Source organism: Hoeflea sp. 108, from assembly GCF_000372965.1.
In the GTDB taxonomy this organism is placed as follows: Bacteria; Pseudomonadota; Alphaproteobacteria; order Rhizobiales; family Rhizobiaceae; genus Aminobacter.
In genome coordinates, this window is sequence record NZ_KB890026.1 from 112,432 (window position 1) to 134,380 (window position 21,949).

Here is a 21,949-nt window from a genome sequence, read left to right on the forward strand (position 1 = left end):
TCAAGCTAAAAAATGAGCCGACTTTCCGATGCCTGGTGGCAAGCGGCATCGCGGATCGAACAGGCAAAGCTCCGCCCATCCCGGCTGCGGCGCCGGGATCGAGCGAAGTCGTCAGATCAAGAAATTGATTTTATTGGCGCGGCCGCCCTCAGGCGGCGCCGCGCACCTCGACGAGCCGGGCCAGCAGGCTGGCGCCGACGGGCAGGATCGTGTCGTCGAAAATGAATCCGGAATTGTGCAGCGGAACGGTTCCGCCATGCCCCAGATTGAAGAAAGCGCCTGGAACCACGCGCAGGAGATCGGCCATATCCTCCGATCCCATCGTCAGTTCCGCGTTCGGCTGTGCCTTGTCGCCGACGATCTCCTGAGCCACCTCGATGAGGTTGCCGACCCGCTCCGGATCGTTCGACAGCACGTCGAAGATGTTGCGGATATCGGCCACGATCTCGATTTCGTGGGCGAGCGCGAAGCCGGCGCAGAGCTTGCGGATGCGGCTTTCGATCATTACGCCATCGGCGTCGTCGAAATAGCGGAAGGTACCGCGCAGGACCGCTGTTTCCGGAATGACATTGTAGGCGGAACCGGCATGGAACTGCGTCACCGAGACGACGGCGGGGTGCGTCGGATCGGTGTTGCGCGAGACGATTTCCTGCATTTCCTTGATCAGGCCGGAGCCGATGGTGATCGGATCGCGGCTGGCCTGGGGCATGGCTCCATGGCTGCCGCGGCCGTGGATCGTGATGTCGAAGAAGCTGGCGCCGGCCTGTGCCTTGCCCGGCCGGATCGTCAGCTGGGAATGGCCCTGATAGGGCGAATTGTGCATTCCATAGAGCTCGTCGCAGGGGAAACGGTCGAACAAGCCGTCGCGCAGCATGGCGCGCGCACCTCCGAGACCTTCCTCCGCAGGCTGGAAGATCAGCACGGCGCGGCCCGAGAAATCGCGGTTTCCCGCGAGGTAGCGCGCAGCACCCAAAAGCATGGCGGTATGCCCGTCATGGCCGCAGCCATGGAACACCCCGGGGTTCTTCGAGGCGTAGGGCAGATTGGTCAGCTCGTCCATCGGCAGGGCGTCCATGTCTGCGCGCAAGCCGATGCTGCGCCCCGGCTTGTTGCCCTCGATGACGCCGACAAGGCCGGTGCCGCCAATGCCACGCTCGACGGTGACACCCCAGCTGGCAAGCAGATCCGCCACGCGTTGGGATGTACGATGCTCCTCGAAACCGAGCTCGGGATGCTGGTGGAAATCCTGGCGTATCTCGGTGAGATCATGAGCGAACTGGGCAATCTGTTCAATCACAGGCATGGCGACCGTCTTTCGTGGCTTTGGCCTGTCAGTGGCACTGGCGTCTTGTGAAGGCAAGCGTTTCGTCCTAGGCGTCGAAGATGTGAAGGCAGGTGCGGGTCAACCGACCAGTGGGCGCCTGCGCTTCAGACCCAGCTGCCTGAAAGAGGAAAAGATGTCAGCACAGACGATCGAGACAATTGCGGAAGAAGCCGGGCAGTGGCGCCGCCACCTGCACCAGAATCCCGAACTCCTGTTCGATCTGCCCGAGACATCGGCCTTCGTCGCCGACAAGCTGAAGTCCTTCGGCTGCGATGAGGTTGTCACCGGCATCGCCAAGACGGGTGTCGTCGCGGTGGTGAAGGGCAAGCTGGGCGCCGGCCGCACCATCGGCCTGCGCGCCGACATGGACGCGCTGCCGATCGCCGAGCAGACCAACCTGGCTCACGCTTCGAAGAACCCCGGCAAGATGCACGCCTGCGGCCATGACGGCCATACCGCCATGCTTTTGGGTGCCGCGCGCCATCTTGCCTCGACCCGGGACTTTGTCGGCACGGCCGTGCTGATCTTCCAGCCGGCCGAAGAGGGCGGCGCCGGCGGCCGTGTTATGCTCGAAGAAGGACTGCTCGAACGCTTCGGCATCGAGGAGGTGTTCGGCATGCACAACGAGCCCGGCCTGCCTGTCGGTTCCTTCGCGATCAAGCCGGGTCCGATGCTGGCCGCCGCCGACCGCTTCGTGGTCACGCTGAACGGCAAGGGCTCGCATGCCGCCTCGCCGCATGAATCGCGTGATCCCGTGCTGATGGCAGCGCATCTGGTGACGGCGCTGCAGTCGATCGCCTCACGCAACGTCGATCCCTTCGACCCGGTCGTCGTCTCGGTCACCTATCTCGCCGGCGGAAGCGCGGCGGCACTCAACGTCATTCCGGAGCAGGCCATCGTCGGCGGCACGATCCGCACTATCAATCCGCAGACGCGCAAGGCCGTCGAGCAGCGCTTCAGGGATATCGTCGCCAACACTGCGCGCCTGTTCGAGGCCCAGGCTGAGATCGACTGGCGCCCCGGCTACCCGGTGACCGTCAACGACCCCGAGATGACCAAGGCGGCGATCTCAGTCGCCTCCGGCGTCGCCGGCGTGGATAAGGTCAATGGCAACTGCCAGTGCACGATGGGCGCGGAGGATTTCTCCTACATGCTCGAAAAGCGCCCCGGTGCCATCATCTGGCTCGGCAACGGTGACTCCGCCGGACTGCACAACCCAGCCTATGACTTCAATGACGACGCCATTCTTCATGGCGTTCGCTACTGGACGGCGCTCGTCAGCGAACGACTGTCGTCCCCAGACCCGCATTGAGGACATGGCAATCCTCGTGCGTACGGTCCATTGTGGCCCGCACGTGAGTGAGAGCAAGCAGCATGCGTACGAAGCTGATCAAGGTGTTCGCCATTGGCCCGGCATTGCCTCACTTTAGGCCGATGGCAATCGTCCCAATCAAAGCGCTCCGACTGGCGAGGGGGTCTCGCGGCCCCATCCCCTACCACTGTATGGCGGGGGGCATCCTTGATGAAGCGGGTCGGGTTATCCGGAAAGGACGCGCGGTAATCTTCAACGCCAGTTGCGAGAGCGCCTCACAGCTTGATCGAACAGATGCCGACGGCGTGCGCGATCTGTTGTCCGCGCAACAGAGGTGGCATTGTCGTGCCCAACCGCCGGAAGGTCAACGCCGAGTGCCATCGTCGCGAGAGAGGCACAACCATAGCTGGTCAGCTCGTCGAACGACGTATTTTTGATATCGCGACCCAGGCTGTCAGCGAGAAATTCTACAAAATAGGCACTTCGCGAGAGACCGCCGTCGACGGATAGGCTTTTGGTGATGGCAATCCGACTCGCCATCGCCTCAACCACCTCGACAGTTGCCAAGGCAATACCTTCCAGAGCCGACTGAAGCATTTGCTCTCTCGTCGTATCGGCCGTGATACCTATCCACACTCCCGCAGCGCTTCGGTCCCAGTAAGGACAGGCTAGCCCCGAAAGCGCCGGGACAAATACCAACCCGCTATCTAGCGCAGTACGGCCTTCGAAGGCTTGCAGGTCCTCGTAGCTCTTCATCAATCCGATGCGGCCCAGCCACTCGACCGCCGATCCGGCATCATAGACGCCACCATCAACGGCATAGACGGTCTCGTTGGGCGTCTGCCAGGCGACGGTGGGCAGCAGGCCGATCTCCGGACTGCGCACGATCTGCGCACCGGTCACCGCCAGGGCGAAAGCGCCGGTGCCGAACGTGATCTTGGCATCGCCTGCCTTCCGGCAGCCATGACCGTAGAGGGCAGCCTGCTGGTCGACCACCGATGCGGTGATCGGAACCTTGCCGACGCTGCCGAACACATGGCCCGCCGATGGCACGATGGCTGGGAGTGTCTCAAGCGGCACACAGAAAAGCCGACAAAGCTCCTCGTCCCAGTCCAAGGTCTCGAGATTCATCAGCGAGGTGCGCGATGCCGTCGTCGCATCGGTGACGTAGCGGCCAGCGAGGCGATCGAGGAAGAACGCATCGGTGGTGCCGAGGCGCAGCCGACCGGCCCGATGCGCATCACGGGCGGCAGGCAGGTTCTGCAGGATCCATCCGAGCTTGGAAGCGGAGAAATAGGGATCGAGCGGCAGGCCCGCACGCTCCAGCGTCATCGCCTCGACGCCTTCGGCGCGCATCTGTTCGATCACGTCCTTGGTTCTATTGTCCTGCCAGACGATGACCGGCGACAGCGGCTCGCCCGATATGGCGTCCCATGCGAGGCAGCTTTCGCCCTGGTTGTCGATACCAAGGGCATCGACCTCTCCAGCAACCTCGATACAGGCGGCAACGTTGCGCAGCAGTTCGAGCGGATCGTGCTCTACCCAGCCGGGATTTGGATAGTGCTGGGCATGGCGAACGGAATGTGCAACGCGCAGGAGCCCGTTGCCGTCGGCCAGGAGGACGCGGGTCGAAGTGGTTCCCTGGTCGATCGCAGCGATCCGCATCATGCCGTCCCATCCGTTTCGAAGCTGATCGAAATTGCCCCCGCCGTGGTCCCGGCGGCAAGCAGGTCTGCAAGAGGTATCAGGATTCGGCGCTCGGGCAGCACACTCATGCGCCTCTGCCAAATAGTCCTGCCCTCGCTCTCGGCTCGTAGAGTGCCCTTGCCGACCGCACTGACGCGGAGCTGGAGATGTCCGAGACCAGCATGTGCAGACGGCACCGCAATGCGCTGAGGCACTGCAAGCTTGAGCCCTGAGCCGCACTCGATCCCGATGGCGCGATCGGATACCGGCAGTGCTCCCTCGATATCGTCGGCGACAAAATTGCCGATCAGCTTGCCTTCCCGGAACGACCAGCCGGCGGTCTCGATCGGTCGCAGCAAATTGCCTGCCGCGAAATAGGTTGGATCGCTGCAACGCCCGTACTGATCGATGACGGGACCGCCGGAACCAGCATCGACCTTTAGATGGCTCAGGCGTGCAAGCGCCGATTCAGGTACGAAACGACCGGTCAGGAGCACACCGTCGCACGCAACTTCACGGGTGCTTCCATCCGAAAGCTGAAGATCCACAGCTTCGACCCGTCCGCCGCCCCTGATGTCGGAGATCGACGCACCATAGTGGATAGGAATACCAAGCAATCTCGGAAACAGGCCGAGCGGGCGCCGTGCGGTGGAGCGATCGCCCGCTTCGACAACCGCCACCGGACGGATGCCGGCCTTCCAGCACGTCAGCACGGCCGACAGGCTGACCAGTTCCGTGCCGACGATAGCCGGCCGACGGAACGGCTTCAGACGTTCGATATAGATGCTGTGCTGCAGGGTCCCGGTGGTGATGACGCCAATCGGTCGGTCGCCGGTCACGAACCTGGCGGAACGCGGCGCTTCGCGCGCCCCCGTGGCCAGAACGACGCGGTCAGCGATCAGCTCGCCCACACCCGCCGGTGTGGTGACGACCAGCCTGCCCGAGGGATGCAAGGCGGTAACCGATGTACCAAGCCTGATGTCGACCCCTGCTTCCGTCGCTGACCGGCAAAGCCGCCTGGCGTAGGCAGGTCCATCTAGGATGCGTCCGAATTCCCGCATGCCGAAGGGCGGATGACCGCAATGCCGTGGCACGCCACCGGCGGAGTCTTCGCGCTCCAATACGGTCACCCCGGTGATGCCCCGGGCGCGCAGGGCAAGTGCGGCTGCAATGCCAGCTGGGCCTCCACCAACGATTGCGACGCTCACCCTCTCAGTCATCCTGCGTCTCCACTGCCAATGGCTCGGCCAGCTTGCCGGCGGCGAGTGCAGAGACACGTGCCTGGCAGTAAAATCCTTGGCAGCGCCCCATTCCGGCGCGCGTGCGGCGCTTCAACCCGCCTGCATCTCCGGCTGGCAACGGACCTTGGAGCGCGTTTTCGATCTCCCGGCACGTGACCAGTTCGCAGTGGCAGACGATCTCGCCGTGGTTCTCGGCCTGCCAGTCGCGCTGAAGATGTTCGGCCAAGTTTGGCACAGATGGCCATCGCGGGTCTGCAGGCGGCGCCAGGGGCTGCCGATCGAATTCGGCATGGAGCTGACTGACATGTCTGGCAATGCCGAGTGCAGCCGTCAGTCCAGTCGAGCGGATACCGCCAACGCTGATCCATTGCTGCGCGGGTCTCGCAGTGATCCGATATTCCTTGCGCTCGGTCGCGGGCCGCAGACCGGCATAGATCGCGGTGACGGGAATGTCCGCCAATGCCGGGATCATCTCGATTGCCTTGGCGACAAGCATCCGCAACGTCGTTTCATCGACGTTGGCGCGAGTGCGATCAGGCTGCTCTTCGGCCGTCGGGCCGATCAGGACGTTGCCGAAGATGGTTCGTGCGATCACGACACCTTTCGTGCGCTCATTGGGCACGGGCAGGATGGTGGTGCGGATATGCGCCGCGGCTGCCTTGTCAAAAACGACGAACTGGCCCTTTCGAGGCATGATTGTGAAGTCCGAGGCTCCGAGCAGGCGCTTTTCGAGCACGTCACCGAAAAGGCCGGCGCAATTGACCACCGTCCGCGCCATGAAAGTGCCGCGCGCGGTCTCGAGGAACCAGCATCCATCCCTCAGTTCGCCGCCGCGCACTTCGGCATTGAATTGGGCCGTCGCTCCGTTCGACACGGCCTGGGTCAGATAGGCGAGCGGCGCCGACCAGGGGTCGATAACGTGTTCGCCCGGGACCAGCAGCGCACCGTAGGTCGAACTGGCGAGTTGCGGTTCACGCGTCAGGACTTCCGATCTGTCCAACATCCGGACGTCGTTGACGCCATTGGTTCTCGCCTGAGCCTCAATGTCGCCGAGCCTTGCAGCATCCTGCTCGGACCAGGCGACAACCATCGCGCCCGTTTCGAGGACGGGCAGGTTCAGGCGCTCGCGAATGTCCATGTACTCGCGGTAACCGGCCTGCATGCAGGCCAGTTCGACGCTGCCGGGCGGTGCGTCGAAGCCCGTGTGCAGCAGCGCGCTGTTGGCCTTGCTGGCCCCCGCCAGGATGTCCGGCGCCTTTTCGAGCAGCAGCACGCGCGCGCCATCCAGTGCGAAGCGCCTGGCGACAGCGCAGCCAACGACGCCGCCACCGACGACGGCAACGTCGAATAAGCCAGATTGGCTTGTCATCATCTTACTCTTGAGCGTTCAGGTTTCAGACGCCGGGCATCGGGAACGGTGTCGGATCCATGAACCGTCGCAGCACGTTCAGGGTCAGACGCGAGATGTTGTTGTCGAAATTGTTCCAGGGCAGCGAGCCGGAATAAGCGATCGAACCGACCGAGAACACCGCGCCGCCGTTTGGCGTCTCGAAGAAGACGAGGTCGGCGTGAACCTTGTCGCAGACGTCGCCGGTGGTGCCCATGAAATTGAACAGCATGTCCTCGACGACGAAGACGTGCGCCTCAGTATGGTGCTCGGAACTCGCCACGACGATGGAGTGCGGCGGCGACCCGACCGAAAAGTCGTGCCGGTCGAGCTCCATGCCGGCCGCCCCCCCGCCGGTCAGGCCGAAATCGCCAAGGATCTCGTCGTCCACGCCTTCCATGATAAAGGCGGCACGCGGGTCGGTAGCGCCGGGCGCGCGGCGATAGTAGGACGAGCGGTCGAAGCCCTGGGCGGTGAAGCCGACACCGACGAGATGGTTGGGGCTGCGGCCACCCTGACGCCGCCACAGGCCGCCATATTCGCCGGTGAAGCTGTGATAGTACTCGCCCGTCGGCGGCTCCCAGGCGCGGCTTCCACCTTCGGCGCGGCGCACCTCGATGATGCCGGGCTGGGTGGCATGGTAGGCGATGCGCCAATAGAAGCCATTGCCGCCGAGATAGATCAGCCGGCCGCCACTGTGGGTGAAACGATGGATGCCGTTGCGCATCTCCTTCGAATAATATTCCGGGTGGGTGGCGGTGACGACGGTGCGATATCCCTTCAGCAGGTCGTAGCCTTCCTCATGCAGGTCCTCGTCGGTGATGACGTCGTAGTCCTGATCGAAGTGCTCGAGCCAGCTCGTGATGTGCGTGTCGGCGTTGAACAGCCACAGATGCGACGGCCCCGCGCCGTGGTTGGCCTCGACCTTCGGGCGAAGGTTGAGAACGGGCCGCAGCCGCGACGAATAGTAGACGCCGCTGCCGTCCGAGTGCAGGTCGTAGAGCGAATGGCCGTATTCGCGGTGCTCGTTCAGGAACTGCTGGTGCGGGTGGAGGACGAGCGCGCGATTGAGATGAAGCTCGACAAGCCCGTCATTGGTGCCGAAATGCTCGTTGGCATATGCCATATAGGTCGCAAGCGGGAACAGGAACGCCAGCTTGGAAGTCGGCTTGCCGCGCGCCGGACGCACCACAAAGGTGACGAACTGCTCTTCGCCCTGGGCCTCGATGCGCACCGCATAGATGCCGCTCTTCATGCCTTCGGGAATGGTCAGGGTGAAATCGACCTGCCAACCGGCATCATAGATGTCATCGTCGTGAAAATGGATCGCCGACCACTGGCCCGGGCTATCCATCCAGCACATCCCGTCCTCGCCGGTGAAATTGTGTCCGGTCACACCGCGGGTCGGCATGTTGACGACCTCGCCGTGCAAACCCCGCCCGGATATGTCATCCACGCGAATGCCCGGAATATCGAGCGAGAAGTCCCATGCTCCCGCAAGCGTGCCCGACAGGCGCTCGGGCCACTGGTCGCCCCGCAGCAGCTGCAACTCGCCAAGCGAGAGGCTGGCGGCGGAGACCCGCGGCCGATCGATCTTGCCGTTGTAGAGCGCGCGCCCGACGGTGCGGCCGGCATCCTCGCCGCCCCAGCTCGCCGCAAACAGCAGTGGTGCTGCGCTCTGCCAGGCGAGACCGGCCTCGAAAGCCCCGCTTGCGAAGCCTGAATCGTTGATGGTGGCGAATTCGTGCTGCGACTGCTGATGGACGCTCACCGCCCCGGTTTCGGCATCATAGGTTGCGGCCGCGAAATACCAGTGCCGGGCAAGCATCGGCCGACCGACCGACAAGGTCCGCTTGTGCGCGCCGTCCGAAATCTCGATGCCGATAGAACCGTCCTCGGCAACGATCATGGCTACGCCACGTCCGGCAGCCTCGTCCCATTTGGAGATAATCGCCTGCCGGCCCTTCTGCGGGGTTGTCGGCATCACCATCGCCTGGAGCGAGATGCTTGACGCGTCGGCAAACGTATCGCCGCAATGGATCTGCGCGAAGGAGCCGGCATGAATGACCTGAGGCCTGCCTGCGTATTGGCCGTCGATCGAGCTCGGAACCGGCACAAGCTTCACCGGCGGCGCCTCGGGTGCCGTGTCGCCCTGGACCACCCTCACGACGCTTGCCTGATAGCTCGGGTATTCGCAGTTGATCATGAAATCGACGGAGCCGCCCGGCATAACGCTGACGCGATCGGCATAACCAGTGATTTTCAGCATGTGCGGGTCTCCAGAAGCGGCGTCGGATTAGTCGTTCAGGTCGATGTCGAAGTGGCGCTTTATGCGCCGCTTGAAGATCTCCCACTCGGCGTCGTCGAGGTTGTGGAAGACGCCGTCCAGCAAGGTCATCGGCTTGCCGCGCCCGTTCATCTGGACAAGGCGCCATTCCTCATGCGGACGCGTGCAAAGCAGCGCCAGCTTGCCGGTCATCGGCTCGCTCCGGATGCGATTGACGAGACGCTGCAGCTCCGGGCTGTGCTGGCCCGTCGTCTTGACGCGAAACTCGGCCACAAGTTCATCCAGGCTACGGCCGTTGATGAGTCTTTCCAGCTCCAGTCTTGCCACCATCGACTCCTTAAGGTCTGCGGCAACTGCACTTCGACCGCCCCAATCGGCGCCTCGTCGAAAAGCAGCGGCTGCGTCTCGCATTCGGTCAATAAAACGACTGGATCAAGCATTGTCAATGACCGAACGGTCAATTCAACAAATGACGGGAACAGAAGCACAGACTTCATGGAATTCAGACGTATCGCTTCAGACGCCCACCGGCGCCCCCGTCCGTCAGCTCGCGACGATCACCTCGACGCCGGCAGCAAGCAGCGCATCCATCATGTCTGTCGGCGGCCGCCTGTCGGTCACGAAGCGGTCGATCATGTCCAACTGGCAAACCTTGGCAAAGGCACCCCGGCCGACCTTGGAATGATCGGCGACGACGGTGAGCCGATCTGCCTGCTCGATCATTGCGCGCGCCACCTGGGCTTCGCCGAGGGAGAAGTCCATCACGCCATTGCGGGCATGGATCGCGCCGATGGTGAGAACAGTATGCGCGGCGCGGAAATTGGCGATCTGCTCGATCGTCGCCTCGCCCGTCGTCTCGCCGGCATCGGCCTGGTACAGGCCACCCAGCAAGAACACGCTGTTCGTCCGCCCCGACAAGGTGCCTGCGATCGCCGAGGAATTGGTGACAACCGAGAGATTGTCGAGCCGTGACAGCTCTTCGGCAAGGAAGAGCGTCGTCGTCCCGGTGTCGATGAACATCGTCTCGCCATTGCCGAACAGGCGCGCGGCGGTGCAGGCAATCGCCCGCTTGCCCGCTGTCTGTTCCGACATCCGCATGGAGAAAGGATTCTCGTCGACCAGGGATGGCAGACAGGCCCCGCCATGGAATTTCCGCAATGCGCCCGAAGCGGCCAATTGGTTGAGGTCCCGTCGAATTGTCTCGCTCGAAGCGGACAGTTGCAGGACCAGATCTTCGACCAGGATGCGCCCCTTTTCACGGGCGATATCCATGATCATGGTGCGACGCTGCTCGGGGGTGAAACGGCTAAAAGTCATTGATCCTTCACAATATCTCGCGTCGAAATGTATCCGGCCTTCCGGCGCCGAGTAAAGGCCCGGATCCCGGTTCCCCATCCCTCGTCCACCCCCTATCCGGCCCCTGATTACCAGGCCCTCAAGGCGGCGCGCGATGACCGAACACGAGAACGACAAAAATATTCGGTCATCCGCATTGACTGAACGGTCATATTCGATACCATATTCGGGCTAACGGTTGCCTGCAAGACGTTGCTGACAAAAACAGGGTTCGGCATCAATTCAAGGTATCCGGCGGCAAATTCAAGTAACTTGACAGAGACTACTGCTCTGTTGAAGACTTGATCTGCTGCGAGCGGGGAGGTGCGCGGTTGATGCGCCTCTCGCGCAGTGCGCAATCAACGCCACGGTCAACGTGAGGGGAGCTTTTCAATGAAGACGACTAGACGGACATTTCTTGCCGGCGCGACCGCGCTCGGCACCGGAACATTGCTGGTAGGCTCGGCGACGGGGCGCTTCGGCACGGCCTGGGCCCAGGACGCCAAGACGTTGTCCTTTGCCGCGGCCGGCACGGTGACCAGCAGTTGGGACCCCACGTCCCACACGATCGCACCGCAGATCACCGCCGAAATGCTGGTGTTCGGCCGCCTGACCAAATGCCTGATGACCTCCGAGAACCCAGGTGAAATTCTGCCCGACCTGGCGCTCGAATGGAAAGTGGTCGACAAGTACACGCTCGAATACAAGCTGCGTCAGGGCGTCAAGTTCCACGACGGCAAGGAGTTCAAGGCCGAGGACGTCAAGGCGACCTACGAATACGGCTCGCAGCCGAGCCGTCCGGCATCCGCCTGGTATCCGGGCCAGGTCGAGGTCGAGATCGTCGACGACTATACCGTTCGCCTCAAGACCGAGAAGTTCGGCTATCCGGCCCTGAACTTCTGGTATGTCGCAGCCTTCCTGCCGATCCTTTCCGCCAAGGATGTCGCCGACCCGAACGTGCTGAAGCAGCGCCCGAACGGCACCGGCCCGTTCCGCTACGTGGAGACCAAGGGCGACCAGATCGTCTTCAAGGCCAACGAAACCTACTACGACGGCAAGCCGGAGATCGAGACGCTGCTGTGGAACTACGTGCCCGACGCCAACACCCGCGTCCTGGGCCTGCTCAACGGCCAGTATCACCTGACCGAGCGCCTCGAGCCGGAGCAGTATGAATCGCTCAAGAAAGAGGCCAACATCGTCACCAATCGTGGCCTGTCGAGCGAGAACAAGTATCTGCACTTCCGCTGCAACAAGCCGCCCTTCGACGATGTTCGCGTTCGCATGGCCGCTGTCCACGCCATCGACCGGGATCAGGTGCTCGCGGTGCTGGGCGAAGCCGGCCAGGCATCGAACAGCCACATCTCGCCGGTCAAGTTCGGCTACACCGACGTGGCCAACTACCCCAAATACGATCCCGAAGAATGCCAGCGTCTGCTTGCCGAGGCCGGCTATCCGAAGGGCGAGGGCCTGCCGGAACTCGAGTTCATCACCTCGGTCGGCTTCTATGCCAAGACGCGCGAATATGGCGAACTGGTCACCGCCATGCTGCAGGAACAGGGCTTCCCCGTGAAGCTGACAACGCTCGAACCGGCAGCCTGGGAAGAGCAGATCTATCGCCGCGCCGACGGCCAGGGCCCGGGGCACATCGTCGACGTCGGCTGGATCACGGGTTCGCCCGAGCCGGACCTGGTCCTGCGCCCGAACTACTACTCGAAGTTCGCGCTGATCAACGGCATCAACGATCCCGAGATCGACGCTGCCCTCGACAAGGAGCGCAACGCGGAATCGGCCGAAGAGCGCCTGAAGATACTTCAGGAAGAAACCCTTCCGCTGCTCGCCACCAAGGTGCCGAGCCTGTCGCTGTTCTCGGCCGTGTCGCTGCGGGCGATGTCGAAGAAGCTCGAAGGCGTCTATTTCTATCCCAACGGCCCGATCGATCTCAGCAAGGCAAAGCTGTTCTAGGGAACATTTGCTTCGGCGGCCGGTGGCGCACACGCCATCGGCCAATTGATACAGCGAAGAGCGCGTCTCGCGACGCGCTCAATCCCTTCTTTGATACAGGACCATATCCATGGCCTTCGCTATCGAGTTCTTCCTCCGCCGCATAAGTCAGGGCCTGGTGATCGTTCTTTTGGTCGCCTTCGTGATCTTCACGCTTTTGCGCGTGGTACCCGGCGATCCGATCCGTATCATCCTGGGGCCCATGACCGCCGCCAGCGTTCTCGAAGAGAAGGCAAAGGAACTTGGGCTGCGCGACCCGCTGCTGGTTCAGTTCGGCCGTTTCGTGGGCCAGGTTACCACAGGAGATCTCGGCCGCTCCTACATCAGGGGTGCACAGGGCGGCAGCACTGGCGGCTCGCAGGACGCGACCGGCTTCAACCCGGAGAGCCGCGCCTCGGTCGCCGAGCTGATCGGCAAGGCCCTGCCCTACAGTCTCCAGCTCGCCGCGCTCGGAATTGGATTTGCGCTGCTCGTTGCGGTGCCTATCGGTATGGGCGCGGGCATGCGCGCGGGCAAATGGCCCGACAGGCTGGGACTTTATGTAAGCTCGCTGCTGGTTTCGCTTCCGAACATCTGGGTCGGCGTGGTCCTGATCTTCCTGCTTTCTGCAAAGACCGGGTGGTTGCCGGCCATCGGCTACCAGGGTTTTGCCTACACCATCATCCCCGCCATGGTGCTCGCCATCGAGCTGTCTCCGGTGATGATCCGCGCCATCTCCGTCTCGGTGGCGGCCAATCTCGGCGAGGTCTATTTCGATGTCGGCCTGGTGCGGGGCCTGTCGCGCCGCGTCATGATCTTCAAGCACGTGCTGCGCAATGCTGCCGTGCCGCTGCTCAATCTCTTCGGTGCACAGATGATCGGCATGCTGCTCGGCGGCCTCTTCGTCGTCGAGTACATCTTCAGCTACCCGGGCATCGGCATGCTGACCATCAACGCCGTCTTCCAGCGCGATTTCCCCATCATTCAGGCTGTCGCGATCCTGGCCAGCGGCGCGCTCGTCGCCATCAACATGCTGGTCGATTTCGCCTCGACCACCATCGACCGTCGCCTGAAGTTCTGAAGGACTGCCCGTCATGATCACTTCGACCGAAGAGGCAGCCCTGTCGACTGCCCAAACACAGCCAAAGAAGCGCGGCGTCACGGCCCGCATCGTCCGCAAGGCCTGGGGCTACACCGAGATGAAGATCGCCGCGACGGTCTTCATTGCCCTGGCGCTGCTCACCGTGTTCGGACCGTTCCTCATCGACGCTTCGGCCACCAAGATGAACGTCGCCAACAAGTTCCTGCCTCCCATCTTCATGGAGGGCGGGAAACTGCCCCACTTCTTCGGCACCGACCAGCTCGGCCGCGACCTGTTGCTGCGCTCGCTGATCGGCCTGCGCAACGCCTTCGCCATCGGGGTCGCCAGCGTCATCGGCATTTTTGTCCTCGGCTGTGCCATCGGCATCTATGCCGGCTATCGCGGCGGCTGGACCGACGTCATTCTGATGCGCCTGACCGACGTGCAGATGTCGATCCCCGTAGTCATCCTCGCGATCACCATCCTGGGCATGTCGCGCCCCTCGCCCGCCACCATCATCGCCGTTCTGGTGCTGGCGAGCTGGCCGGTCTATGCCCGCGTTTCCCGCGGGGTCACCCTGGCTGAGCGCCAGAAGGAATATGTCAGGGCTGCGAAGATTCTCGGCGCCAGCGACCTGCGCATCATGGTTCGCCACATCGCCCCCAGCGTGCTGCCGCCGATCGCCTTCGTCGCCGTGCTCGACGTTGCCCGCATGATGATCTTCGAAGCCATCTTCGGCTTCATCGGCATTGGCATCCAGCCCCCGACGCCAACCTTCGGAACCATCATCTCCGCTGGCACCCAGTACCTGCTGAACGCGTGGTGGATCACCATCGTCCCCGGCATCCTGCTGGCGCTCGGTCTCGGCAGCCTCAATCTGATGGGCGGCGTCCTCGAGCGCGCTCGCAACCACATCCTGCAGGGAGGTGAGTGATGACCCAGCCACTGAACATGCAGGACAACACCGCGACGCAGGCCCCGGTCATGGAAGTTCGCAACCTGTCGGTCGTGGCCCGAGCCGCAGCCGGCGAACGGACGATCCTCTCGGGCATCGATCTTTCGGTTGCGCCGCGCTCGGTGCTCGGCATCATCGGCGAGAGCGGATCGGGCAAGACGGTGCTGTCGCGCGCCCTCGTCAACTGGATCAAGTCGCCGCTCGCCATCACGAGCGGGTCGGTAAACTACGGCGGCCGCGATCTGCTGACCCTGCCGGACGAGCAGATGGCCGGCCTGCGCGGTCGCGAGATCGCCTATATCGGCGCGAACCCGACGAGCGCGCTCGATCCGACCGTACCGGTGGGACACCAAATCCTGGAGAAGCTTCGCGCCGTCGCGCCGAACCTGACACGCGACGAAGCGCGCAAGCGCGTCATCGAAACACTGGATGCCGTCCGCATTCCGTCGCCCAAGCAGCGCTTCGACGAATACCCGTTCCAGTTCAGCGGCGGCATGATGCAGCGCGCCATGATCGTCGATGCGCTGGTCTCCAATCCGAAGCTGCTCATCGCCGACAACATCACCCAGCCCCTCGACGTCACCGTCGCAGCGCAGATCCTGCGCCTGCTGCGCGACCTGCAGCAGGATTTCGACACGGCGATCGTCTTCGTCTCGTCGTCGCTGGGCATCGTCACGGAAATCGCCAGCAACCTAATCGTGCTGGACCGCGGCCACATCGTCGAGCGTCAGTCGGTCGAAAACCTGATCAAGCGGCCCGAACACGGCTACACCCGGGAACTGATCGCCAAGGTGCCGAAGATCTGGGCCACCAGCGAGCAGCCACCCGCCCCATCGACGAGCGACGTCGTCCTCGACGTGCGCGACGTCGAGAAGACCTATCGCGTGCGCGAGCGCAAGACCCTCTTTGGCGAGCGCATGGTCCGGGCGGTCCGCGGCGTTTCTTTCACCGTGCGCCGGGGCGAAAATTTCGGCATCATCGGCGAGTCCGGCTGTGGCAAGTCGACCCTGTCGCGGCTGCTCAGCAGCCTTGAGGCACCGGACAAGGGCCAGATCCTGTTCGAGAATGACGACATCGCCACCTTGCGCGGGTCGCGGCTGCTTGGCTTGCGGCGACGCTTCCAGTTGCTCCTGCAGGATCCCTACAATGCGATTGCTGCGCACAGTTCGATCGGCCGGACCATATCCGAACCGCTGCTCATCCACGGACTCGGCTCGCGCCAGCAAATCGAAAAGAAGGTGAAGGACGTCATGGCCGAGGTCGGCCTGTCGCCCGCTCTCTACGACCAGTTGCCCGTCGGCCTCAGCGCCGGCCAGCGCCAGCGCGTCAACATCGCCCGCGCACTGGTGCTCGAACCCGAGCTGCTGATCCTGGACGAAACCCTGTCGTCGCTCGATCAGGTCGAACAGGCAAAACTGCTCGATCTGTTCGAGACACTGCAGGTCAAGCGCGGCATCACCTATGTCTACATCTCGCACGATCTGGCCATGGTCCGGCGTGTCTGCGCCCGCATCGCCGTCATGTATCTCGGACGCATCGTCGAGCTGGCCGACAATGAAACGATGTTCGGCCGATCGGCACATCCTTACACGCGAGCGTTGCTGAGCGCGGTCCCCACCGTCGAGGAGAAGCCGTACCGCACCGAGACCTATCTGCTTGAGGGCGAGCCGCCGGATCCGATCGACATTCCGGCCGGATGCAGCTTCCGCACTCGCTGCCCGTTCGCCTTCGATCGCTGTGCCACGGACGATCCGACGCAAACGGTGCGGGAAGACGGCAACGCCAGCGCCTGCCATCTGCAGTTCAGCCAGATGCCCGTCGTCGATGTGGCGCGTCTGGCGCAAGGGGCCGGGACATGAAAGCCGGGACCGGTCGAACCGCAGTGGACGCTCGTATGGGGCGCACGTCTAGATGACATCGGCCGAAGCATTTTTTCGCGAACGCCATGCAGTCCATACCGGCTGGCGCCGGCATCTGCACCAGTGGCCGGAGGTCGCGTTTCAGGAGCATCGTACCGCGGCTTTCGTGGCCGAGAGGCTGGTCGAGATGGGCATGACCGCGGAGACCGGCATCGCCGGCACCGGCCTCGTGGCGACGCTCGCCGGCCGGCGCCCCGGCCCGACGATCGGCCTGCGGGCCGACATGGATGCGTTGCCGACCACTGAGGAAAGCGACCTCTCCTACCGATCACACAATGACGGCGCCAGCCATGCTTGCGGCCATGACGGCCATATGACGATGCTGCTCGCGGCGGCCGACTACCTGTCGCGCGAGCGCGACTTCGCCGGCTCCGTGCGCTTCATCTTTCAACCCGCTGAGGAAGCCGAAGGAGGCGGCCGCCGGATGGTCGAGGAAGGCCTCTTCGAACGCTTTCCGGTGGACGCCGTCTTTGGCCTGCACAACTGGCCCAGCCTGCCATTGGGCACCGTGGCCGTGCGGCCGGGGCCGGTGATGGCGGCGATGGACCTCTTCACCATCACCATCGATGCCAAGGGCGTACATGCCGCCTTGCCGCATCTTGGCACCGACGCCATCGTTTCGGCCGGCGCCGTCATCGCCGGTCTCCAGACCATTACGAGCAGATCCGTCAATGCCCAGCAGCCGGCGGTGGTTTCGCTGACGCAGATCCATGGCGGCAACTCGCTCAATGCGCTGCCCAGCAGGGTCGTCCTCAACGGCACCGTCCGCGCCTTTTCCGACGAGGCCCGTGCTGTGGTGCAGGAGCGGCTGCAACAGATCATCGATGGCGTCGCCATCACCCACCGTGTCGACATCTCTCTCGATTTCGAGCCGCGCTATCCCGCGACCGTCAATGACGGCGGCATGGCCGCCATAGCCGAGGCGGTGGCGACCGCCACGTTCGGGCGTCGTTCGGTGCTGACCGAGTTCGAGCCCAGCATGGCGTCGGAGGACTTTGCCTTCATGCTGGAGGCCAAGCCCGGATGTTACGCCTGGATCGGCAATGGAACCGCGACCCCGCTGCACAATCCGTCCTTCGACTTCAACGACGATCTGATCGCGCCGGGCGCGCTCTATTGGACCGCCCTCGTCAAGGACTGGTCGACTGCGCCTGCCACGATGCCGGTGCCGGCAGCGGCGTAGCGACCGACGATACCTCGCTTGCAAACAGAAGACCCAAGGGGAACGAGATGAGACTTTCGGGAAAGCGTGCATTGATGATCGGAGCGGCTACGGGCATCGGCCGTGCCTGCGTCGAGGATTTCGCCCGGAACGGGGCCAGCATCGTTGTCGCCGACATCAACGAGGCGGCCATGGCGGAGGCTGTTCATCTGGCCGGCGCGCAGAATGTCCGCGCCTTTGGCACCCGTTGCGACGTGCGTGACGAGGCATCAGTTCGCGACGCCGTCGAATATGCCGAAAAGGCACTGGGCGGTCTCGACACGCTGGTCTTCTTTGCCGGCTTGATGCGCACCGGGCAAGTGGACGGCTTTGAGGCGGAGACATGGGACGCCATCTTTCAGGTCAACGCGCGCGGCACCTTTTTCGCCGCGAAATACGGAGCACCCGCACTGAAGCGCCAGGGCGGCGGCAGCTTCATCACCACGGCATCGCTGGCAGGTCTTCGTGGCGCGCCGGGCATGACCGCCTATGCCGCGGCAAAGGGCGCGGTGATCGCCTTCACCACGGCCCTTGCCCAGGAACTTGCGCCGGCAAACATCCGGGTCAACTCGGTCCTGCCGGGCTGGATCGATACGCCGTTCAACAATCCGGCGATCGATTACATGGGCGGCACCGACGCGCATGGGGCGATCGTCAACCGCATCGTCCCGCTCGGCCGCCAGGGCACGCCGGCTGAGGTTGCCCCCATGTACACCTTCCTTGCTTCCGAGGAATCGCGCTACATCACGGCAAAATCGATGATGGTCGACGGCGGCATGGCCCATTGACCGGGGTGCGTCGCCTTCGAAATGAAGGAAAAAGCGAGCCGTTTGGCCCAAAACCTGAAAGAACAGCCTGACGGAAGGCAGCAGCCAGGCCATGATTCTGAGGCGCAGATGACGGAAACGAACGTCTTGCAGGACGACCTCGAAGAGGCGTCGGATGAACTCTTGGAGTCGCGCCGGCGACTTGGCGTCAAGCTGAAGCTGGCCAGGCAAACCAAGGGCCTCACGCTGAAGGAGCTGGCAGCCCGGAGCCAATGTTCGGAGAGCCTGCTGTCCAAGGCCGAGAATGGTAGGGCCTTGCCTTCCCTGCCGCTCATCCACCGTCTGGTCAGGGTGCTGGAAACCAACATCAGCTGGTTGTTCGAGGAGGGCGAGCCGGACGATTCACCCGTCTTTCGCGCAGGCACGCGCCCCGTGGTGACATTGGACGACCGACCCGGCGACTGGGCCGGCGTCTCCTTCGAACGCATCATCCCCTACAAGGGCGGTCATCTGCTCCAGAGCAACATCCACCACATAGCCGTCGGCGCCAAAAGCGGTGCCGCGATCACCCATGAGGGTGAAGAGACCGGCTATGTGCTTCGCGGCCAGATCGACCTCATCCTGGATGGCATCGTCTACAGCTTGAAGGAAGGCGACTCCTTCTGCTTCCGCTCGCATGTACCTCACTCTTATCGCAACATCGGGACGGAACCGGCGAGCATACTTTGGACCTGTACCCCGCCCACCTTCTGACCGGCTTCAATCGCAACCACTTTCAACACCCGCCGTAGCGGCCGAACAACAGCCTCGAAAAGAGCGACACCGACAGGCCGGAGCGGATCGCGTAGCGGGTGATGACGGCGTTGATCGCCGACTAGGAGATCACCGTCAGCACCAGGCCGATGATGGTGTTGGCGGTCGCCGAGACGAGAAAGAACATGGCGCTGCAGATCGCCCAGAAGGCCATCGTCAGATTGAGCTTGGGCATGCGGCCGCTGGGCGGCACAGGCCGTTGCGAATAATCGCGGTGGCAGCCATGATTGTCTCCTTGTCGGCAACATATTCGTAGCGCAAAATACAATACAGAGTCTCCGCAGGAACACTCCTCCCGGAGAACTTAGGCCGAATGATCTGTTGCCCCATGTAGCCGATCGTGTTTTGCGCGCCGCCACAGATCGCACACAGCAGACGATCCACCCATCGCCTCATGCTGTGGCATGCCTAGGCACGAGGCTATGGATCTGGTGGATGCACAACGACGAGTGCGTCAACCGCTACCGCTCTGTCGGGCAGAACGATCACCGGGTTTAGATCAAGTTCCGAAATGAGCGGACCGGCCGCCAGACCGAGCTGGGCCACCCGGAAAGCCAGTTCGACCAGAGCCACCTTGTCCGATGGCTTGGCTCCGCGAGCACCGTCCAACAGCGGCGAAAGCCTGAGGCTCGCGATCATCTCACGAATGTCGTCCCTGTCGACCGGCAAGGGGCGTGTGACGGCATCCCTGAGGATCTCAGCATAGATGCCCCCCGCCCCCAACGTGATGGTCGTCCCGAGGTCGGCGTCCTGTGTCAGCCCGACGATCATTTCGACACCCGGCCCAATCTGCTCCTGCATCAAAACGCCTTCAATGCGAGCGCCTGGCGCATGGGCCTTTGCCCTTGCAACGAGTTCGTCGTGGATCAAAGCTGCGGCCTCGCCGTCGGTCACGTCGAGCTGGACCAGCCCCGCATCCGACTTGTGGGCGATGTCGGGTGACGCGAGTTTCATGGCAACGCGACCGCCAAATTCTGCGACGAGGTTGCTCGCCTCCGCAGCAGTGTGGGCCATGCACTCGCGAGCGCGGTCGATACCGGCGCCCTCCAGCAGAACCGCAGCCTCCCGACTGTCGAGTACGCCAGGACGCGCCAGCGCTTCAAGCTGAATTGGCGCGAGGACCGGCACACTCCAGCTGCGAGGCCTGAACGAGGCTTTCGCGGCTTCATAGTCGGCGCGCGCGCGCAACGCACGGAAACACTTGCGGAACGAGCGAAAAATGGGAACTCCTGACTTGACTAGGTCGCGGTAGCCAGGGCTGTCGGTCAAGACCGACCCCCACACGGCAACGATCGGTTTGGGCGAGCGCGGGGCGAAAGCGAGCACATCGGCGGCGAAACTGTCGGACAGGAGGCCGAGCGCGGCGGTAAGCCCCACAACGATGACATCGACATTGGGATCGGCGGCGATAAGATCGAGAACTTCGAGCCGCTGCTGCTGCGGGGCGGAAATCGCGAAGCCGCCGCCATTGTCGATCGGATTGGAAACCGTCACATAGCGCGGCAGATGGGCATAGAGCTTTTCGACTGTCGTCCCATCGAGGTCGGGAACGCTCACGCCGTAGCTGTCGGCCAGCTCTGCCATCAAGGTCGTCGATCCACCCGACACCGAATAAAGCGCGCAATTCGGCCCGGAGCCGGCCGGCACCTTGGCCAGGAGATTAGCGGTTTCGAGCAGTTCATCGAGATCGCGGACACGGATCACGCCATACTGCTTGAACAGGCCATCGATAACGGCGTCGGCGCCCGCGAGATGACCGGTGTGCGAAGCGGCCATTCGGGCGCCACGTTCGGTCGAGCCCATCTTGAGCATGACAACCGGCTTTCGCATGGTATTCGCCGACTCCAGCGCAAGCCTGAGTTTGGGGATCGACTTGAAGCCTTCGACATAGGCGGCAATGACCGTGGTCTCGGGGTCGTGGGCAAAGTAGTTGATGAAGTCGGCGACCTCGAGATCAACCTCGTTACCGACAGTCACCCAGCGCCGGAAGGCAGCGCCCATGGCAACGCCTTCGACGATGGGACGGCCATTGAAGCCGCTTTGGGTGACCAGCCCTATCAACCCGCCGCGGTGGTGCTCCGAGACAGGGAACTGCTCGAACGTATTGTCGTTGGTGTTCGGCCCGATCACGCGCACGCCGTGCGCCCTTGCCGCCTCCGCCACCTTTGCTTCAAGCGCCGCGCCTTCCGCACCGACCTCCGAGAAGCCGGAACTGAAGACTATGACGTCGCGCACACCCCTGCTGCCACAATCGGCGATCACTTGCGGCACGATCGCCGGGGCCACCTTGACCACCGCAAGGTCGATATGATCGGGCACCTCACTCATCGAGGCGAACACAGGCACACCGCCGGCCTCGCCGCCGCGCGGATTGACGTAGCAGAAACGGACGTCCTCGCCGAAGCGGCGAAACCAGTTGTGCGCCTGCGGTGACGCATCCACCCGGCCGACATAAGCGATACCGCGCTTCTTTCGGAACATGCGCTGGAGATCGATCAGGCTGCGGTCGAGTTCGGCGCGAGCCTGCAGGATTGCCGGTTGAGTGGTAAGCATCATCTGGTCTTTCATGGACTGTCGGAAGGATAGGCCAGCGGCATAGGCCAAATGGCCGAATACAAATGCCAGGAAGGGATGCAGACTGGCTGCGAACGCTCTGTGCCG

At 63.2% G+C, this 21,949-nt stretch carries 16 protein-coding genes; 8 read left to right on the top strand and 8 right to left on the bottom strand.

Translation table 11 applies throughout. The features are described from left to right. Positions 1 to 148 precede the first annotated feature (148 nt). Complete coding sequence (locus B015_RS0128510) at positions 149 to 1,303, bottom strand: M20 aminoacylase family protein (RefSeq protein WP_018431185.1); 1,155 nt, start codon at positions 1,301 to 1,303, stop codon at positions 149 to 151. Between the two features lie 154 nt (positions 1,304 to 1,457). Here B015_RS0128510 and B015_RS0128515 point away from each other — a divergent pair, with 154 nt between their 5' ends. Next, positions 1,458 to 2,636: a M20 aminoacylase family protein gene (locus B015_RS0128515; RefSeq protein WP_026227847.1), complete on the top strand. Its 1,179-nt coding sequence runs from the start codon at positions 1,458 to 1,460 to the stop codon at positions 2,634 to 2,636. Positions 2,637 to 2,888: 252 nt separating this feature from the next. Here B015_RS0128515 and B015_RS0128520 read toward each other — a convergent pair whose 3' ends face one another. The 6 genes from B015_RS0128520 to B015_RS0128545 form a co-directional block, all read right to left on the bottom strand. After that, positions 2,889 to 4,304: an FGGY family carbohydrate kinase gene (locus B015_RS0128520; RefSeq protein ID WP_018431187.1), complete on the bottom strand. Its 1,416-nt coding sequence runs from the start codon at positions 4,302 to 4,304 to the stop codon at positions 2,889 to 2,891. Beyond that, positions 4,301 to 5,542 carry an FAD/NAD(P)-binding oxidoreductase gene (locus tag B015_RS0128525; protein WP_026227849.1) on the bottom strand — a complete coding sequence of 414 codons (1,242 nt, stop codon included), beginning with the start codon at positions 5,540 to 5,542 and terminating at the stop codon, positions 4,301 to 4,303. The genes B015_RS0128520 and B015_RS0128525 overlap by 4 nt, the downstream gene beginning before the upstream one ends. Next, positions 5,535 to 6,935: an FAD-dependent oxidoreductase gene (locus B015_RS0128530; protein ID WP_018431189.1), complete on the bottom strand. Its 1,401-nt coding sequence runs from the start codon at positions 6,933 to 6,935 to the stop codon at positions 5,535 to 5,537. The genes B015_RS0128525 and B015_RS0128530 overlap by 8 nt, the downstream gene beginning before the upstream one ends. A gap of 22 nt (positions 6,936 to 6,957) precedes the next feature. Then, positions 6,958 to 9,219, bottom strand: coding sequence for a N,N-dimethylformamidase beta subunit family domain-containing protein (locus B015_RS0128535; protein WP_018431190.1), 2,262 nt, complete (start codon positions 9,217 to 9,219; stop codon positions 6,958 to 6,960). Between the two features lie 27 nt (positions 9,220 to 9,246). Further along, complete coding sequence (locus B015_RS0128540) at positions 9,247 to 9,567, bottom strand: hypothetical protein (protein WP_018431191.1); 321 nt, start codon at positions 9,565 to 9,567, stop codon at positions 9,247 to 9,249. Between the two features lie 213 nt (positions 9,568 to 9,780). Beyond that, positions 9,781 to 10,554 carry a DeoR/GlpR family DNA-binding transcription regulator gene (locus B015_RS0128545; protein WP_051092022.1) on the bottom strand — a complete coding sequence of 258 codons (774 nt, stop codon included), beginning with the start codon at positions 10,552 to 10,554 and terminating at the stop codon, positions 9,781 to 9,783. A 411-nt stretch (positions 10,555 to 10,965) separates the two neighbouring features. Here B015_RS0128545 and B015_RS0128550 point away from each other — a divergent pair, with 411 nt between their 5' ends. From B015_RS0128550 to B015_RS0128580, 7 genes are all read left to right on the top strand, one after another. After that, a complete protein-coding gene (locus B015_RS0128550; RefSeq protein WP_018431193.1) occupies positions 10,966 to 12,534 on the top strand; it encodes an ABC transporter substrate-binding protein in 1,569 nt (522 codons plus the stop codon). A gap of 109 nt (positions 12,535 to 12,643) precedes the next feature. Further along, positions 12,644 to 13,633 (top strand): ABC transporter permease, encoded by a 990-nt coding sequence (locus tag B015_RS0128555; protein ID WP_018431194.1) that lies wholly within the window; start codon positions 12,644 to 12,646, stop codon positions 13,631 to 13,633. A gap of 13 nt (positions 13,634 to 13,646) precedes the next feature. Beyond that, entirely contained in the window at positions 13,647 to 14,567 is a 921-nt protein-coding gene (locus B015_RS0128560) for an ABC transporter permease (protein WP_018431195.1), read from the top strand. Next, a complete protein-coding gene (locus B015_RS0128565; RefSeq protein ID WP_018431196.1) occupies positions 14,567 to 16,447 on the top strand; it encodes an ABC transporter ATP-binding protein in 1,881 nt (626 codons plus the stop codon). The genes B015_RS0128560 and B015_RS0128565 overlap by 1 nt, the downstream gene beginning before the upstream one ends. Positions 16,448 to 16,499: 52 nt before the next feature. Further along, positions 16,500 to 17,690, top strand: coding sequence for a M20 aminoacylase family protein (locus tag B015_RS0128570; protein WP_018431197.1), 1,191 nt, complete (start codon positions 16,500 to 16,502; stop codon positions 17,688 to 17,690). A 47-nt stretch (positions 17,691 to 17,737) separates the two neighbouring features. After that, entirely contained in the window at positions 17,738 to 18,496 is a 759-nt protein-coding gene (locus B015_RS0128575) for an SDR family NAD(P)-dependent oxidoreductase (RefSeq protein ID WP_040457420.1), read from the top strand. A 21-nt stretch (positions 18,497 to 18,517) separates the two neighbouring features. Further along, entirely contained in the window at positions 18,518 to 19,228 is a 711-nt protein-coding gene (locus B015_RS0128580) for a cupin domain-containing protein (protein ID WP_018431199.1), read from the top strand. 480 nt (positions 19,229 to 19,708) lie between these two features. Here B015_RS0128580 and B015_RS31835 read toward each other — a convergent pair whose 3' ends face one another. Next, positions 19,709 to 21,844 carry an acetate--CoA ligase family protein gene (locus B015_RS31835; protein ID WP_198292923.1) on the bottom strand — a complete coding sequence of 712 codons (2,136 nt, stop codon included), beginning with the start codon at positions 21,842 to 21,844 and terminating at the stop codon, positions 19,709 to 19,711. Between the last annotated feature and the right edge of the window lie 105 nt (positions 21,845 to 21,949).